This window comes from Pseudomonas sp. JQ170C (assembly GCF_035581345.1).
GTDB lineage: Bacteria > Pseudomonadota > Gammaproteobacteria > Pseudomonadales > Pseudomonadaceae > Aquipseudomonas.
In genome coordinates, this window is record NZ_CP141608.1 from 5612607 (window position 1) to 5628257 (window position 15651).

Here is a 15651-nt window from a genome sequence, read left to right on the forward strand (position 1 = left end):
CGACGGAATTAATTTAAAAAATTTTCAAAAAGTCGTTGACGTAAATCCGAAAAACCCTTTTAATGCGCCCCGTTGCCCAGATAGCTCAGTCGGTAGAGCAGGGGATTGAAAATCCCCGTGTCGGCGGTTCGATTCCGTCTCTGGGCACCACTCATTAATTTCGAGTGGTGTCTACACCACCCGAAAGCCTCAAAAAACCCGCCTAGTGCGGGTTTTTTGTTGCCTGTGTTTTTCTGAGGCACCCTGACATGCTCCCGCCCTCAGGACCATCGCTTCTATCCGCTCCCGCCTCAAGCCAGAGGCCGCCAGAAGCGTTCTGAGACGCATGAACGGGTAGTCGACGGAATCCGACCCGGACGCGGCATGAAAGCGACCAGGCAAGCGCAGAGGGCCAATAGCCTGATGAGGCATGAAGATCGTCAGCCGGAGCACTGCTCCCGTCGCTTGCTGCGCACGCCGGAAAATGATCCAGGCCTGCACCGATCCCATCAGCGCCCGATCACCACGCATCAGCCATAGCACCGAACCTCGCCAACGCCGACGCGGCGATACGGCACCGGGTCCACATCATTCCTTTTCTGTGTACGCCGATATCGCCACGCCGGAACAAAGCGCGGGCGAACACCTCGCCCAACACAACCTCAATACCGTAGAAATTCAGATGAGCAACATACAAGTACGGTGCTGATAGCATTGAAAACTGTTAAAGTAACGGCCAAATTTTAGGCACAGACAGTCCTCGTCGGCTGGTCTAGTTAGAGCGAACATCCAGGCCGAAAATATTATGAAAGCAATTGAGCTATTTGCAGGAATTGGTGGTTTCAGAGTCGCCTGTGACTCACTGGGAATTGAAACAGTATGGGCCAACGACATCAGCCCCTCTGCCGCAAAAGTCTATCAAGACAGATTTGGCGAAGAGCATTTCAACTTTGGTGACATAGCGACTTTTCTGGACCAGGTTCCTGATCATGATCTCCTGACAGGCGGATTTCCATGCCAGCCTTTCTCAAGTGCAGGTCGCAAACTTGGACTCGAGGACGCACGAGGAAGTCTGTTTGAAAAAATAGTTCATATCCTCGAGAAAAAGAAACCCAAGTATTTTGTACTGGAAAACGTCAAGCGCCTTCTGTCCATGGATAGCGGCAAGCATTTCGCGACCATCCTGGATGCCCTGTCCGAGATTGGCTACCTGGTTGAATGGCGGCTTCTAAACTCCGTCAACTTTGGCTTGCCTCAGCACCGCGAACGCATTGTCATTATCGGTCACAAAGACCATAACCCAAAATCCTATCTCTGCACTAAATCGGATATTTCAGAGCTCACCCCTCATCAAGCATCCGCGGCTTCAGACACCAGCAAATGGAAGCCCATCGAAGACCATGGCGCAAAATTTCACACGTGGGGGCTGGCCCTCAATGGAAAGTTCTTTCATGCCAAGATCGAAGGCTTTTCCGATGCCGCCAAGCCGGTAAAGCTCAAAGAGATTCTTGAAGAACGACCCGATGACGTTTTCTATTACACGGAGAACACGCTGGAGCGGATCAAAAACAGTGAAGAGGTGAACAGGTTCTTCAATGGTGTCGAGATCCTCTATAACCAGAAAGGCGGCGCAAGAATGGGGTATTCCGTTTTTGGAATCGAGGGCGTTGCCCCGACCCTGACCTGCACAACAAGCCGGCACTATGAGCGCTATAAAATCGGCGATGAGTTCAGACGCTTGACCCCCGTCGAGTATGCTCGCATTCAAGGCTTCCCGGATGACCACTGCGCGTCAGTGAGGGCCTACGATCAGTACCCCCTTTACGGGAATGCCGTGCCGCCTGCACTCGTGGCCTGGGCGATCAAGAGAACCCTCTCCAACAGCTACACAACCTTCCAATCGGCCTCAGCACAAATGGAATTGGTATGACCGAACGTCGCATGCTCCGCGAGCACATAAAAGGTAATTTGCCTGAAATCGTTACACAGTTGAATGAATACCTTCGTGGCGAGCGTGTCGAAGAAATAAAACACATATTGCAACGGGTCGGACGTGGCGGAAAACTTCCGCACTGGTACGAACTTCTTGCAACCGGTCAGTCCATGCCAAACCTGGATGGCAAGACAATTGGCAGTGTCATCGAGATGACACTGCTGGGTGTACTGGAACACCACACGCTTAAACCGTTCAACATTCCTCCGCTTGAGGTGAACCCGGCGAAAGGCGTCGATATACCGTACCTGGACCTTGGCATTAAATCGCCGTCCGAGAACTTCTGCACCAGTGAGCCATTCTTCTCCGCCTATGAACGCGTTCTTGGCAACGAGAGCGATGCAATTATCCTGTTGACGGATTACCAGACAGCAAAAAAGAATCCGCCCCCGGTCAGAATTCAGATCATCAAGGCAGCGTTCCTCAAAGGCAGCGAGATTGCCGACAGAAACCTTTGCATTGTGGCATCGAAAAACAAACAGCGGCTGTTTGAAGAAAGCGAGTCCCTGTGCAAGAAGATGCTTCAGTTCTTGTGTCATATCAACCAAGGTGACTGGCGGGCAAAATCGCTGCTCCGGCTTGTTAACTCGCTGTACGATGATGATGACACTATCAACACGCTGGTAGCCGCCATAGCACGGGACTTCCAAACCAAAGCCGCCGCCGATATCAAGAAAGGAATAGAACCGCTCCCGCTTGACGAGCTGAATAAAATAACTGCGATAAGCAACTCCAACCAGAAAGTGTCGGCGATTATCAATGCGTGCAATGACTGGGTCATTGATACCCACAAGGATTTTGCACGCCTCCCGAACGATAACGAGTGGCAGCGTTTTCTCAGAAGCCCTCTGGATGGCAAGATCGGAATGAGCTTTGCCCTGCAGTGGCGCTACAACTTTGGGAATCTTTTCAACTCCTTGCCTTTTGCGATAGTAGCGCCCGTTATTACTTCAGAGTCCCATGCCGCGCCATTGGTGGCTGATGAAGAAATCATTGATTGATTTTTAGGCAAGCGCTGCGGCACTACTAATACCGCCCCCTGAATCGCACGATCCAGGGGGTTTTCATTGGTGTCGCAGAACCCGAAGCCGTTGACCGCCGTCAATACGCCCCCTGCCCCATCGCCGTAAGCTGCCTGGTGGATACTAGAAAAACCAACAGGCCCCCAATGAGCGAAGATTCCACAGCCCTGCCCCTGCCCTTGCCCGCCACCGAAACGCCCGCGAGCACCAGCACCTCTGCACCACGCAAGACCGCCACTCCCCGCCCACGTCGCCCACGCACCCCGCGTGCACCTGCGACCGCCAGCACAGACACGCCGATCAGCACCATCAGCCAGCAGCCGGCCGCGCTCAAAGTCGCCTCGGCGCCGCGCGGCTCGAATGAAGACAGCACCTCGGCCAAGCTGCCCGCCAGCTACCCCTACCGCACCCGCATGCGCCGCGCCGAGTACGACAAGGCCAAGCACGAGCTGCAAATCGAGCTGCTCAAGGTGCAAAGTTGGGTCAAGGACACTGGCCAGCGCATCGTCGTGCTGTTCGAGGGCCGTGACGCCGCTGGCAAGGGCGGCACGATCAAACGCTTCATGGAGCACCTGAACCCGCGTGGCGCACGCATCGTGGCCCTGGAGAAGCCTTCTGAGCAGGAAAAGGGCCAGTGGTACTTCCAGCGCTATATCCAGCACCTGCCGACCGCAGGCGAAATGGTCTTCTTCGACCGCTCCTGGTACAACCGCGCCGGTGTCGAGCGGGTGATGGATTTCTGCACGCCTTTGCAGTACCTGGAATTCATGCGCCAGGCGCCCGACCTTGAACGCATGCTCTGCAACAGCGGCATCCTGCTGTTCAAGTACTGGTTCTCGGTGAACCGCGAAGAGCAGCTGCGCCGCTTCATCTCCCGCCGCGACGACCCACTCAAGCACTGGAAGCTGTCGCCCATCGACATCAAGTCGCTGGACAAGTGGGACGAATACACCGCGGCCAAGGAAGCGATGTTCTTCCACACCGACACCGCCGATGCGCCGTGGACGGTGGTCAAGTCCGATGACAAGAAGCGCGCGCGGATCAACTGCATCCGTCACTTCCTGCATTCGCTGGACTACCCGGGTAAAGACCTGCGCGTGGCCCACCATCCTGACCCACTACTTGTGGACCGGGCATCGCGGGTGCTGGAGGAAGAAGACCGTATTGAGGGGACGCAGCCCGCCTCCTGATCGAATGCGGCTTGGGTTTCCCTGCCAACTGCGATTCAATACGCGAAATCTTACGACTCAGGATTCACCGATGGCCTCCAACACTAAACAACAGAAACGCGCCAAGCGCGCCGCCGCCAAGGCTCGCGAAAACCGCATGGTGCGTAGCGGCCAGGCCGTCAAGAGCAGTGGCGAAAGCTCCAGCGCAAGCGTTGAGCAGGTGTTCAACAAGGCAATGGATTCGGGCAGCTACAACGCCCTGTTCGAGAAGATGAAGGCTGCTCAGGAAGGTGGGCTGGTGCCCCTGATCTCGGTGTTCCTGGTTGACCCGCTGCTGGCTCTGGTGCTCAAGGGCCACAAGGAAGAACACGCCACCGACTACATCGTCATGGTCTTCACCGCCTACCGCAAATGGCTGGACGGCGCAGACGAAGACACCACCATGGCGTGGCTGGAGAGTGATGAGTTCCAGGAGGCGTACATCTCGGCTTCCGAGGCGGTGGCCAAGACGCAGCAAAAACAGTTCGGTTGAGTCGTCGCGGGGCAAGCCTGCTCCTACCATCCCGGTAGGAGCAGGCTTGCCCCGCGATTCATTCCATCAGTTGTTCAGCACAACCCGCCCAGCCGCCTCGGCCTTGCGCTTGCGCGCCACCAGCAGCCCCGCCGCCACAACCGCAATCGACAGCAACCCGGTCGCCACGATCTCGATGCGATGATCCGGACGGATCAGCATCACCGTCAAAATGCCCACGATGAACACGATGGTTGCCCAGGTCAGGCCCGGGAACAGCCACATCTTGAAGGCAATCTTCTCGCCACGGGCCATGCGCTGACGGCGCATGCGCAGTTGCGACACAGCGATCACCAGATACACCAGCAAGGCAATGGCGCCAGAGCTGGCCAGCAGGAACTCGAACACCTGAGCCGGCGCCAGGTAGTTGGCAATCACGGTGAGGAACGCCGCCGCCGTCGACAGCACCACCGCGCAGTACGGGGTACCGGAGGACGTGGTGCGCTGGGCTACGGCCGGTGCATCACCACGCTTGCTCAGGGAGAAGAGCATGCGCGAAGAGGTGTACAGCGCCGAGTTCAGGCAGCTGGTCACGGCGATCAACACAACGATGTCGACGATCAGCTTGGCGTTGGGGATGCCCATCAGGTTCAGCACAGTCTGATAAGAGCCCACTTCGGCCAGTTCACTGTGGTTCCACGGCACCAGTGCCACGACCACGAAGATCGACACGAGGTAGAACAGGAAGATCCGCCAGATCACCGAGTTGGTGGCCTTGGTGATCTGCTTGCCCGGGTCTTTCGACTCGGCGGCAGCAATAGTGACGATCTCGGTACCCATGAACGAGAACATGGTGGTCAGCATTGCCGCCAGCACCGCGCCCATACCGTTGGGCATGAAGCCCTGGGTGTCGAACAGGTGGCTGACGCCGCTGACCTGGCTGTTGGGCAGCAGGCCGAAAATCGCCGCCACGCCCAGCACGATAAAGCCGATGATTGCCACTACCTTGAGCAATGCGAACCAGAACTCGAACTCGCCGTAGTTCTTCACGCTGAACAGGTTGGTCGCAGTCAGCAGCAAGGTGATGACCAGGGTGAACACCCAGATCCCCACGTCAGGGAACCAGGCATGCAGGATGGTGGCGGCGGCGTTGGCCTCCAGCGGGATCACCAACACCCAGAACCACCAGTACAGCCAGCCAATGGTAAAGCCGGCCCAGTGGCCGATGGCCTTGTCGGCGTAGGTGGAGAAGGAACCGGTATCGGGTGAAGCAATGGCCATTTCGGCCAGCATGCGCATCACCAGCACCACCAGGGTGCCGGCGGCGGCGTAGGCCAGCAACACGGCAGGGCCGGCTTCGGCAATGGCGTGGCCGGAGCCGACGAACAAGCCGGCGCCAATAACGCCAGCAATAGACAGCATGGTGACATGCCGTTGTTTGAGCCCCTGAGCGAGGTCATTGGAATTGTGCGTACCGCTCATAAAACTACCTTTGAAGGAATGGCTTTCTGTCCTGCTACTGCAGATGCGCCCCTATAAAGAAGGGCAGCAACATCCTGTTACCGCTAGGGAAGGCAAATAACGCGCCAGTTCCTTGACCGTTCGTTTGAAATTCCCTACAGCCGCGTGCAACAAGGCTTACAGGCCTTTCTGCCAGATACTGGCCGAATGCCCGCCAAAAAAAAGCGCTGAATCCATTAATTACTGAAATACCCACTTACAAATAGCGAGTCGCACCAAAAACCGTCATCGGTAACACCTCGCGCACATCCCTGGCGCAAAAAGGTACAACCCAATCAGAGCAACCAATCGCCGCAATCCTTGGCCGAAGCTGTACGCAAGGTCAGAAACGGCTTCCCAGCACTGGCCAAAAATGGCACCATCGCGCCTTTTTTCATCAAGGCTCCGGCCCTGGAAACGAGGGCAGGCGGACATCCGCGCGACAGTCAGCTGCAGCGATGCGACACCCGCCCTCCCGGTAACCCGTTGCCCCTCCCGCCGTTGTTGGCTGTCATTCAGCCGCTATGCTAGCTTGGCGCTCGCCAAGAAGGCCGCCAACAGCAGGAGCGCACCAGAACACATGAGGACCGCACATGGCTGAGGCCACGCCCGCGCTGGAAATCCGCAACCTGCACAAACGCTACGGCGACCAGGAGATTCTCAAGGGCATCTCGCTGACCGCACGCGATGGTGATGTGATCTCGATCCTGGGATCCTCCGGCTCCGGCAAGTCCACTCTGCTGCGCTGCATCAACCTGCTGGAAAACCCGCACCAGGGCCAGATCCTGGTAGCCGGTGAAGAGCTGCGGCTCAAAGCTGCAAAAAACGGTGAGCTGGTGGCTGCCGACAACAAGCAGATCAATCGCATGCGCAGCGAGATCGGCTTCGTGTTCCAGAATTTCAATCTGTGGCCGCACATGAGCATCCTCGACAACATCATCGAGGCCCCTCGTCGCGTGCTCGGCCAGAGCAAGGCCGAAGCCATCGAGCATGCCGAGGCACTGCTCAACAAGGTCGGCATCCACAACAAGCGCCACAGCTACCCGGCCGAATTGTCCGGCGGCCAGCAACAACGCGCCGCCATTGCCCGCACCCTGGCCATGAAGCCCAAGGTCATCCTGTTTGACGAGCCGACCTCGGCCCTGGATCCGGAAATGGTCCAGGAAGTGCTTAACGTTATCCGCGCCCTGGCCGAAGAAGGCCGTACCATGCTACTGGTTACGCACGAAATGGGCTTTGCCCGCCAGGTGTCCAGCGAAGTCATCTTCCTGCACCAAGGGCTGGTCGAAGAGCAGGGAACGCCGCAGCAGGTTTTTGAAAACCCGAACTCGGCGCGTTGTAAACAATTCATGTCCAGCAACCGCTAACGGAGCAACACGCATGCAGACCTATAAGAAATTCCTCCTGGCCGCTGCCGCCACGCTGGTGTTCTCGGCCAATGCCATGGCTGCCGAGAAACTGAAGATGGGCATCGAGGCGGCTTACCCGCCGTTCAACAACAAGGACGCCAGTGGCCAGGTAGTGGGCTTTGACAAAGACATCGGCGACGCCCTGTGCGCCAAGATGAAAGTCGAGTGCGAAGTGGTTACCTCCGACTGGGACGGCATCATCCCGGCCCTTAACGCCAAGAAGTTCGACTTCATCGTCTCGTCGCTGTCGATCACCGACGAGCGCAAGCAAGCCGTGGACTTTACCGACCCCTACTACTCGAACAAGCAGCAGTTCATCGCGCCAAAGAACGTCGACTTCAAGACTGACCCCGCTTCGCTGCAAGGCAAAGCACTGGGCACCCAGCGCGCAACGCAGGCCGCGACCTGGCTGGACGATAACGGCGGCATGGACGGCAAGTTCAAAGTCAGCCTCTACGACACTCAGGAAAACGCCTACCTGGACCTGACCTCAGGCCGCGTCGACGCCCTGCTGGCCGACAAATACGCCAACTACGACTGGCTCAAATCCGAAGCCGGTAAAAACTACGAGTTCAAAGGCGAGCCTGTTAACGAAAGCGACAAGGTCGGCATCGCCGTGCGCAAAGGTGACGATGCACTGCGCACCAAACTGAACGCCGCTTTGAAGGAAATCGTTGCCGACGGCACCTACAAGAAGATCAACGACAAGTACTTCCCCTTCAGCATCTATTGATTCGCCCCGACCGGCATCGCCCTGGAGGTGATGCCGGTCCTTTGAACAAACCTGCCCATGAATATTGATCTCTACGGATTCGGTCCGGCCTTGTTGGCCGGGACGCTGATGACCGTCAAACTCGCGTTGTCGGCCCTGTGTCTGGGGCTGGTGCTAGGGCTGCTTGGCGCCCTGGCCAAGACCTCGCCGTACAAACCCCTGCAATGGCTGGGTGGCTTTTATTCCACCCTGGTGCGTGGCGTACCCGAACTGCTCTGGGTATTGCTGATTTACTTTGGCACCGTCAGCCTGATGAACCGGCTTGGCGAAGCCCTGAACATTCCTGGCCTGGAACTCAATGCCTTTGCTGCTGGCGTGATCGCCCTTGGCTTGTGCTTCGGCGCCTATGCCACGGAAGTATTCCGCGGCGCGATCCTGGCCATACCCAAGGGCCACCGTGAAGCCGGCCTGGCCCTGGGCCTTTCCAGAGGGCGGATTTTTTCCAAGCTGGTCCTGCCTCAAATGTGGCGCATCGCCCTTCCCGGCCTGGGCAATCTGTTCATGATCCTGATGAAAGACACTGCGCTGGTATCGGTAATCGGCCTGGAAGAGATCATGCGTCACTCGCAGATCGCCGTGACGGTGAGCAAGCAGCCCTTCACCTTCTATATGGTTGCCGCTGTTATTTACCTCGGGCTGACCGTCCTTGCCATGACTGGCATGCACTTCATGGAAAAACGTGCCGCACGCGGCTTCGCGAGGCCTAACCAATGAACTGGGAAGTCATCATCAAGTGGCTACCACGCCTGGCCCAAGGCGCCACGCTGACACTGGAACTGGTAGCCATCGCGGTCATTGCCGGCCTGATCCTCGCCATCCCGCTGGGTATCGCTCGCTCGTCACGCCATTGGTACGTGCGTGCCTTGCCGTTCAGCTACATCTTCTTCTTCCGTGGCACTCCGCTGCTGGTTCAGCTGTTTCTGGTGTACTACGGCCTTGCCCAGTTCGAGGCCGTCCGTAGCAGCGTCTTGTGGCCATACCTGCGCGATCCGTTCTGGTGCACGGTGCTGACCATGACCCTGCATACCGCCGCCTACATCGCCGAAATCCTGCGCGGCGCCCTGCAGGCCATCCCACGTGGAGAGATCGAAGCAGCGCGGGCTCTGGGCATGTCCCGGGCCAAGGCACTGTTCTACATCATGCTGCCGCGTGCCGCGCGCATAGGTTTGCCGGCCTACAGCAACGAAGTGATCCTGATGCTCAAGGCCAGCGCCCTGGCGAGCACCGTTACCTTGCTGGAACTGACCGGCATGGCGCGGACCATCATCGCGCGTACCTACTTGCCCGTAGAGATCTTCTTCGCTGCCGGCCTGTTTTACCTGGTGATCTCGTTCCTGTTGGTACAAGGCTTCAAGCAACTGGAACGCTGGCTGCGCGTCGACGCCTGCCAAGGCCGCTGAACCTGTATAACGGGGCTGATCACAGCCCCGTTTTCGTATCCGACCATGACCACTGCCCTCCCCCTCGCCGATGACCAACTGCTCAGCCGCTTCCAGGCGCTGGACAGCTTCTTGCGCGACCACCAGCACCTGTGGCGACCACGCCCCTTCACCCAGCTGCAACTGCCCTGGGAAGCCGAGCATCCGACCTTGGCTGCCTGGTTGCGACAGCGCTCGCTGGACGAGGCAGAGGCAGCCCACAACCATCCCGAGCAACTGCACGCACCGGCGCCTTTTCCACAGCTGGCCAGCCTGGCCGCGCGGCTGTCCGAGGTCGGCGAGCTGTCCACAGTCGCCCTGCCTGCGGCGAGCCATCGCCTGAACGTGGATGTACCGGGGCGCAAATGGCAACAGATCGAAGCCTTCGCCAGCCACCTGGGCTTTACCCGGACGCCACGGCACTGGCTCGACTGGTGCTCGGGCAAGGGCCACCTGGGCCGGCGCTTGCTGCAAGGCGACCACCAGCAACTGACCTGCCTGGAATACGACCCGGCGCTGGTCGACGCCGGCCGGCAACTGAGCCAGCATCACGGCTTGAGCGCCGATCACCAGTTGCAGGACGTTCTGGCCGAAGACGCCGCCCGGCACTTGAGCAACGACCACACCGCCGTCGCCCTGCACGCCTGTGGCGACCTGCATGTGCGCCTGATGCAATTGGCCAGCCGCCAGGGTTGCCGTCAGCTGGCGATTGCGCCCTGCTGCTACAACCGCATCCAGGCGGCGCAGTACCAGCCGCTCTCAAGCGCTGCGATCACCTCCGGCCTGCAGCTGTCGATCGACGACCTGGGCCTGCCCCTGAGCGAAACCGTGACCGCCGGCGCACGGGTACGCCGCCAGCGCGATGAGTCGATGGCCAGGCGCCTGGGGTTCGATTTGTTGCAGCGTGAGCTGCGGGGAATGGATGAATACCTGCCGACGCCCTCGTTGCCGGTCAGCTGGCTGCAAAAGCCTTTTGCCGACTACTGCCTTGAACTGATGGCGCTCAAAGGCCTGTCGATCGACCGCGCCCCTGACTGGAACGCGCTGCAGGCTGCCGGCTGGCAACGCCTGGCCGAAGTTCGCAATCTGGAGCTGCTGCGCAACCTGTTCCGCCGCCCGCTGGAGTTGTGGCTGGTGCTTGACCGTGCGCTCTACCTGCGCGAGCAGGGCTACCAAGTGCAGCTAGGGGTGTTCTGTGAGCAGCCCCTCACACCGCGCAACTTGATGCTCCTGGCGCAACGCCAATAACCCTGCCCCAAATGTGCGCAGCCTGTGGATAAGTCTGTGCGCAACCTTTTGAAAAAACCCTCGAAAACCTTGGATCCAAGCGCTTTCGACCGTTGGTCGTTTTTCACTCAGGGGCTTATCGCCAGCAAAAACAGCTATTTGCGCAAAGACCAGCGGCAGGCGCTGGTCCGATGAATGCGTCACAGGTCTGGCACGCACCTTGTGCATAAGCGTTTTAACCAAACGCTCTAAGCAGCAAAATCAGGCCAGTTTCAGCAGGCTCATACCGACCAGCAACAGCGCCAGGCCCAACCAGCCCCGCCCGGCGAGGCGCTGACCAAACAGCGCCCAACCCATGGCCACGGTGGCAAGGATGCCGAAGCCGCCCCAAATGGCATAAGCCAGCGACAGTTCGATATCGCGAACAGCCTGGGCCAGCGCAGTAAAGGCGGCCAGCACACACAGAATCGAGACAATGCCGTAGCCGCGCTTGCGCAAACCGTCGGAATACTTGAGCAGCAGGTTGGCGATCACCTCCAGCACAATCGCCAGGCCCAGCCAGGCGAAGGGAATCCAGTTCATGCTCAGCATGGCAGGGCCTCCATCTCGCGCTTGGCGGGTGCGGCGCGGGTACCGGCCTTGATCAGCAGGATACCGGCGATCATCACACCCAGGCCGGCGGCCTTGAGCAGACCGATGCTCTCCCCGAGCCAGGTCACACTGATCAGGGTAATCAGCACAATGCCGATGCCTTCCCACAGCGCGTAGGCAACGCCCACCGGCACACGTTTGACGGCCAGGGCGAGGAAGAAGTACGACAGGCCGATCATGGCGTACATCAGTCCATGACCCAGGATGGCGGAATGAGTGGCGGCGAATTTCATCGACGCGGTGCCGATCACCTCAGCGATAATGGCGATAAACAAATAAATCCAGGAACGCATGATGCCCTCCCACGGGCGACAACACACCGCGCGCACTAGCGGCGACGGCTACAGACAAAAAGAGAAAAAAGCTGATTGTCGGGGGAGGCGCTACAGACCGCCGGTCCAGTGATTTTCACGGGTGGCCAGACGAGGGATGAGGAGCAGAAACGCTTTAGTGTTCAACATAATGAACAACAAATTAGCTCAAGGCATTGCTTAAGTCAAATTGATAGAGAATATCTAATTAAAAATCGCGTGCTTGATAACCTATACAGGTAAAAGCCCTTAAAGCCTGCTGAAAGCTTCGTAAATTATATTCCCCACCCTGTAGGAACGGGCTTGCCCCGCGAAAGAAACCCCTCTACAACCGGAACCCCCAATTGAACCGCCTCTTCCCCCTCACCCTGCTCGCCGCCCTGATCACCCTCCCCGGCTGCAGCACCCCAAACCACCCCACCCAGTCCGCCTGGGACACCCCATTGCAACCCCTGCCCGTGCAGCCCACCACCCACTGCACCAAGCGCGGCTGCCACGAACACAAACCCATGATTTTCGACCCGACCCAACGCGAACCCGACGCCACGACATTGCACCGCGGCTGGTAAGAAAATCCCCCGCTACACACCCTGAAACCCGGTATCGCAACGAATCTTGCAGAAGTAGTTTACAGACGCAAACTGATCGCTATAATGGCGACCCTGTGCCGGTATAGCTCAGATGGTAGAGCAACTGACTTGTAATCAGTAGGTCCCGGGTTCGATTCCTGGTGCCGGCACCATATGCAGTAAAAGAAAGGCCCACCGAAAGGTGGGCCTTTTTTGTTTCCGTAGAAAAAGCCGGGTTCTCGGTGGGAGTCTGCATTGCCGGCAAAGGCTGCAAAGCAACCCTCCAACCTTGTAATCCAAATCCCCATCCGTTATAGCTAAAAAGGCATCCATAACCAAAAGAGGCAGAATCAGCCCGTCATGAACGAGACCACACGTATCTTTCGCCCCCAAGGCCCGTTTGCCGCGCTGTTCGGCAATACCTACGGGCCCAACGCTGTCACTATGCTTTCGCTGACCAGCTCTCCCCTCTCGACACTGTTCCACGCACTGTCGATTCCGCCCCGCGACGTCTTGCTCGCGCACAAACGCAAACGCCCTGTCCCTCCGCCTGCCAGCTGACGCCTGAATTTTTCGCTTTCCATCGCCCTCGGTTTTGCCGTTCAGGGCTGGAGACGCTTTGCATTTTTTTCAGTGTTTTCTGTCAGGAAGTCTTATGAGTATTCGTGTTGCCATTATCGGCGCGGGCCCGTCTGGCCTGGCGCAGCTGCGTGCCTTTCAATCCGCTCATGCCAAGGGGGCAGCCATGCCCGAGGTGGTCTGTTTCGAGAAGCAGGCTGACTGGGGCGGGATGTGGAACTACACCTGGCGCACCGGGCTGGATGAGCACGGCGAGCCGGTGCACGGGAGTATGTACCGTTACCTGTGGTCGAACGGGCCGAAGGAGTGCCTGGAGTTCGCCGACTACAGTTTTGATGAGCATTTCGGTCGGCCGATTTCGTCTTATCCACCGCGTGAGGTGTTGTGGGACTACATTCAGGGCCGGGTGAAAAAGGCCGGTGTGCGCGATTACATTCGCTTCAATACAGCGGTCAAGGCGGTGCGTTTCGATGAGGCCAGCCGCACCTTCACGGTCAGCGCCTACGACTACGCCCAAGGCGTTGGCATCGAGCAGGTGTTCGATTTTGTGGTAGTGGCCAGCGGGCATTTTTCCACGCCCCATGTGCCGGACTTCACCGGGTTCGAGCGTTTCTCCGGGCGCATTCTGCATGCCCACGATTTTCGCGATGCGCTGGAGTTCAAGGGCAAGGATGTGCTGATTGTCGGCAGCAGCTATTCGGCCGAAGACATCGGCTCACAGTGTTTCAAATACGGCGCGCGCTCCATCACCACGGCCTATCGCACCCAGCCCATGGGCTACAAGTGGCCCAAGGGCTGGGAAGAGCGCTCGCAGTTGCAGCGGGTGGACGGTGAGCTGGCGTTCTTTGCCGACGGCTCCAGCAAGCGGGTGGATGCGATCATTCTGTGCACCGGCTATCAGCATCACTTCCCGTTCCTGCCCGATGAGCTGACGCTCAAAACCGGCAACCGCCTGTGGCCGCTGGGGCTGTACCAAGGCGTGGTGTGGGAGCAGAACCCGCGGTTGATCTACCTGGGCATGCAAGACCTCTGGTACAGCTTCAATCTGTTCGACGCCCAGGCGTGGTTTGCCCGGGACTATATGCTGGGCCTTAAAACGCTGCCATCAACGGCCGAGATGCAGGCCGACAGCGCCCGCTGGCGTGCCGAGGAAGAGGCGCTGGCAACCACCGCGCAGATGTACGAGTTCCAGGGCCGCTACATCAAGCACCTGATCGAGCAAACCGACTATCCAAGCTTCGACATCGACGCGGTAAACCGGATCTTCCTCAAATGGAAGTCGGACAAGAAGCAGGACATCATGGGCTACCGCGACAAGTCCTACCGCTCGGTAATCACCGGCACCGCCGCCGTGCCGCACCACACTCGCTGGATGCAGGCGCTGGATGATTCGCTGGTGGAGTACCTGCGCGAAACCTCAGCCAAGGGCGATGTCAAAACCCTGCGCCAGCACTAAGCCACCGCCGCCTGCCTGTATTGGGCAGGCGTCGCTGTTTCGATGCCTTGCAGCCAGTCGCAATAACGCGCCACGCCCTGCTCGACCGTGAGCATGGGTTGCGTGAAGCCGGCCTCGCGCAAGCGGCTCAGGTCGGCGCAGGTGTAGCACTGGTATTTGCCGCGCAGGTGGTCGGGGAATTCGCTGTATTCCAGGATGCCTTCGAGCAAGGCCATTTCCCGTGACAGCGGGGGTTGGTCTTGCTGCTCGCGCAGGCGGTTGATCACTGCCATGGCGACATCGTTGAACGGCTGGGCGCGCCCACTGCCGACGTTGAACAGGCCGCTGAGCTGCGGCTGATCCAGAAAGTGCAGGTTGACCTTGACCACATCCTCCACCGAGACAAAGTCCCGCAGGTGGCCGCCGCTTGGGTAGTCGCCATAGCTGCCGAACAGGCTGACCTTGCCATGGGCCTGGTACTGGTTGAAGCAATGCAGGGCCACCGAGGCCATGGCACCTTTGTGCTGTTCGTGGGGGCCGTAGACGTTGAAGTAACGCAGGCCGACGATCTGGCTGCGCGCTGCAGGCAACAGCCTGCGCACGTGTTGATCGAAGAGGAATTTGGAGTAGCCGTAGACGTTCAGCGGCCGCTCGCACTCGCGCTGTTCGCGAAAGTCGCGCCCGGCGCCATACACCGCTGCCGACGAGGCATACAGCATCGGCACTTGCAGGGCCTGGGCAGCATCGAGCAGATTGCGGCTGTAGCGGTAGTTGTTGTCCATCATGAAGCGCCCGTCGCCTTCGACGGTGCTGGAGCAGGCGCCCTGGTGCAGCACGGCGCGAACCTTGCCGAACTGGCCGCGGGCAAAGCGGTCGAGAAAGTCGTCCTTGTCGAGATAATCGGCAATCTCGCAGTCGGCGAGGTTGCGGAATTTGTCGCCATCGGTCAGGTCGTCGACGGCAATGATCTCGGTTTCATTGCGTCGGTTGAGGGCCTGGACGAGGTTGCTACCGATGAAACCGGCGGCGCCGGTCACGATGATGGTCATGCCTTGTCCCCCTTTGAGGGTGCAGAGCATTCAGTGTAAAGCTGACCACTTGAACAA

15 protein-coding genes and 2 tRNA genes are annotated in these 15651 nt (G+C 58.8%); 13 read left to right on the forward strand and 4 right to left on the reverse strand.

Annotated features, from left to right (window positions below; genetic code table 11):
- Window positions 1-74: 74 nt before the first annotated feature.
- The 5 genes from U9R80_RS25650 (at window position 75) to U9R80_RS25670 (ending at window position 4695) form a co-directional block, all read left to right on the forward strand.
- Window positions 75-150, forward strand: a tRNA-Phe gene (locus tag U9R80_RS25650).
- Window positions 151-784: 634 nt separating this feature from the next.
- On the forward strand, window positions 785-1909 hold the full coding sequence (locus U9R80_RS25655) for a DNA cytosine methyltransferase (RefSeq protein WP_301839778.1): 1125 nt from the start codon (window positions 785-787) through the stop codon (window positions 1907-1909).
- Complete coding sequence (locus tag U9R80_RS25660; RefSeq protein WP_301839779.1) at window positions 1906-2973, forward strand: hypothetical protein; 1068 nt, start codon at window positions 1906-1908, stop codon at window positions 2971-2973. Before U9R80_RS25655 ends, U9R80_RS25660 begins: the two co-directional genes overlap by 4 nt.
- A gap of 167 nt (window positions 2974-3140) precedes the next feature.
- Entirely contained in the window at window positions 3141-4184 is a 1044-nt protein-coding gene (gene ppk2 / locus U9R80_RS25665; protein WP_301839780.1) for a polyphosphate kinase 2, read from the forward strand.
- A gap of 70 nt (window positions 4185-4254) precedes the next feature.
- Window positions 4255-4695 carry a hypothetical protein gene (locus U9R80_RS25670; RefSeq protein WP_301839782.1) on the forward strand — a complete coding sequence of 147 codons (441 nt, stop codon included), beginning with the start codon at window positions 4255-4257 and terminating at the stop codon, window positions 4693-4695.
- Between the two features lie 66 nt (window positions 4696-4761).
- Here the strand turns inward: U9R80_RS25670 and gabP are convergent, their stop codons facing one another.
- A complete protein-coding gene (gabP, locus tag U9R80_RS25675) occupies window positions 4762-6156 on the reverse strand; it encodes a GABA permease (protein WP_301839784.1) in 1395 nt (464 codons plus the stop codon).
- A gap of 611 nt (window positions 6157-6767) precedes the next feature.
- On the opposite strand from gabP, the gene U9R80_RS25680 reads away from it, so the two are divergent.
- From U9R80_RS25680 to U9R80_RS25700, 5 genes are read left to right on the forward strand one after another with little or no spacing between them, the layout of a single operon-like run.
- Window positions 6768-7541: an ABC transporter ATP-binding protein gene (locus U9R80_RS25680; RefSeq protein WP_301839786.1), complete on the forward strand. Its 774-nt coding sequence runs from the start codon at window positions 6768-6770 to the stop codon at window positions 7539-7541.
- 13 nt (window positions 7542-7554) lie between these two features.
- Window positions 7555-8316 (forward strand): ABC transporter substrate-binding protein, encoded by a 762-nt coding sequence (locus U9R80_RS25685; RefSeq protein WP_301839788.1) that lies wholly within the window; start codon window positions 7555-7557, stop codon window positions 8314-8316.
- A 57-nt stretch (window positions 8317-8373) separates the two neighbouring features.
- Entirely contained in the window at window positions 8374-9069 is a 696-nt protein-coding gene (locus tag U9R80_RS25690; RefSeq protein ID WP_301839789.1) for an ABC transporter permease, read from the forward strand.
- The gene (locus tag U9R80_RS25695) at window positions 9066-9755 is read left to right on the forward strand and encodes an ABC transporter permease (RefSeq protein ID WP_301839791.1); all 690 of its coding nucleotides are present in this window, start codon (window positions 9066-9068) and stop codon (window positions 9753-9755) included. Before U9R80_RS25690 ends, U9R80_RS25695 begins: the two co-directional genes overlap by 4 nt.
- Before the next feature lie 45 nt (window positions 9756-9800).
- Window positions 9801-11021, forward strand: coding sequence for a methyltransferase (locus U9R80_RS25700; RefSeq protein ID WP_301839792.1), 1221 nt, complete (start codon window positions 9801-9803; stop codon window positions 11019-11021).
- Window positions 11022-11261: 240 nt separating this feature from the next.
- Here U9R80_RS25700 and mdtI read toward each other — a convergent pair whose 3' ends face one another.
- Complete coding sequence (mdtI, locus tag U9R80_RS25705; RefSeq protein ID WP_301839794.1) at window positions 11262-11591, reverse strand: multidrug/spermidine efflux SMR transporter subunit MdtI; 330 nt, start codon at window positions 11589-11591, stop codon at window positions 11262-11264.
- Window positions 11585-11944: a multidrug/spermidine efflux SMR transporter subunit MdtJ gene (locus tag U9R80_RS25710; RefSeq protein WP_028942277.1), complete on the reverse strand. Its 360-nt coding sequence runs from the start codon at window positions 11942-11944 to the stop codon at window positions 11585-11587. The genes mdtI and U9R80_RS25710 overlap by 7 nt, the downstream gene beginning before the upstream one ends.
- 362 nt (window positions 11945-12306) lie before the next feature.
- Here U9R80_RS25710 and U9R80_RS25715 point away from each other — a divergent pair, with 362 nt between their 5' ends.
- The 3 genes from U9R80_RS25715 to U9R80_RS25725 all read left to right on the forward strand — a co-directional run bounded on the left by U9R80_RS25715 (window position 12307) and on the right by U9R80_RS25725 (window position 14566).
- The gene (locus U9R80_RS25715; protein ID WP_301839797.1) at window positions 12307-12531 is read left to right on the forward strand and encodes a hypothetical protein; all 225 of its coding nucleotides are present in this window, start codon (window positions 12307-12309) and stop codon (window positions 12529-12531) included.
- 97 nt (window positions 12532-12628) lie between these two features.
- A tRNA-Thr gene (locus U9R80_RS25720) sits at window positions 12629-12704 on the forward strand.
- Window positions 12705-13186: 482 nt separating this feature from the next.
- Window positions 13187-14566 carry an NAD(P)-binding domain-containing protein gene (locus tag U9R80_RS25725; protein WP_301839798.1) on the forward strand — a complete coding sequence of 460 codons (1380 nt, stop codon included), beginning with the start codon at window positions 13187-13189 and terminating at the stop codon, window positions 14564-14566.
- On the opposite strand, the gene rfaD is transcribed toward U9R80_RS25725, so the two are convergent.
- The gene (gene rfaD, locus U9R80_RS25730; RefSeq protein ID WP_301839799.1) at window positions 14563-15594 is read right to left on the reverse strand and encodes an ADP-glyceromanno-heptose 6-epimerase; all 1032 of its coding nucleotides are present in this window, start codon (window positions 15592-15594) and stop codon (window positions 14563-14565) included. The two genes, U9R80_RS25725 and rfaD, sit on opposite strands and share 4 nt — an antisense overlap.
- Window positions 15595-15651 lie beyond the last annotated feature (57 nt).

What these genes read in the sequence shown, in the direction of transcription:
- U9R80_RS25655 (WP_301839778.1), top strand. Translation starts at nt 785, where the DNA reads ATGAAAGCAATTGAGCTATTTGCAGGAATTGGTGGTTTCAGAGTCGCC.
- U9R80_RS25660 (WP_301839779.1), top strand. Translation starts at nt 1,906, where the DNA reads ATGACCGAACGTCGCATGCTCCGCGAGCACATAAAAGGTAATTTGCCT.
- ppk2 (WP_301839780.1), top strand. Translation starts at nt 3,141, where the DNA reads ATGAGCGAAGATTCCACAGCCCTGCCCCTGCCCTTGCCCGCCACCGAA.
- U9R80_RS25670 (WP_301839782.1), top strand. Translation starts at nt 4,255, where the DNA reads ATGGCCTCCAACACTAAACAACAGAAACGCGCCAAGCGCGCCGCCGCC.
- gabP (WP_301839784.1), bottom strand. Translation starts at nt 6,156, where the DNA reads ATGAGCGGTACGCACAATTCCAATGACCTCGCTCAGGGGCTCAAACAA.
- U9R80_RS25680 (WP_301839786.1), top strand. Translation starts at nt 6,768, where the DNA reads ATGGCTGAGGCCACGCCCGCGCTGGAAATCCGCAACCTGCACAAACGC.
- U9R80_RS25685 (WP_301839788.1), top strand. Translation starts at nt 7,555, where the DNA reads ATGCAGACCTATAAGAAATTCCTCCTGGCCGCTGCCGCCACGCTGGTG.
- U9R80_RS25690 (WP_301839789.1), top strand. Translation starts at nt 8,374, where the DNA reads ATGAATATTGATCTCTACGGATTCGGTCCGGCCTTGTTGGCCGGGACG.
- U9R80_RS25695 (WP_301839791.1), top strand. Translation starts at nt 9,066, where the DNA reads ATGAACTGGGAAGTCATCATCAAGTGGCTACCACGCCTGGCCCAAGGC.
- U9R80_RS25700 (WP_301839792.1), top strand. Translation starts at nt 9,801, where the DNA reads ATGACCACTGCCCTCCCCCTCGCCGATGACCAACTGCTCAGCCGCTTC.
- mdtI (WP_301839794.1), bottom strand. Translation starts at nt 11,591, where the DNA reads ATGCTGAGCATGAACTGGATTCCCTTCGCCTGGCTGGGCCTGGCGATT.
- U9R80_RS25710 (WP_028942277.1), bottom strand. Translation starts at nt 11,944, where the DNA reads ATGCGTTCCTGGATTTATTTGTTTATCGCCATTATCGCTGAGGTGATC.
- U9R80_RS25725 (WP_301839798.1), top strand. Translation starts at nt 13,187, where the DNA reads ATGAGTATTCGTGTTGCCATTATCGGCGCGGGCCCGTCTGGCCTGGCG.
- rfaD (WP_301839799.1), bottom strand. Translation starts at nt 15,594, where the DNA reads ATGACCATCATCGTGACCGGCGCCGCCGGTTTCATCGGTAGCAACCTC.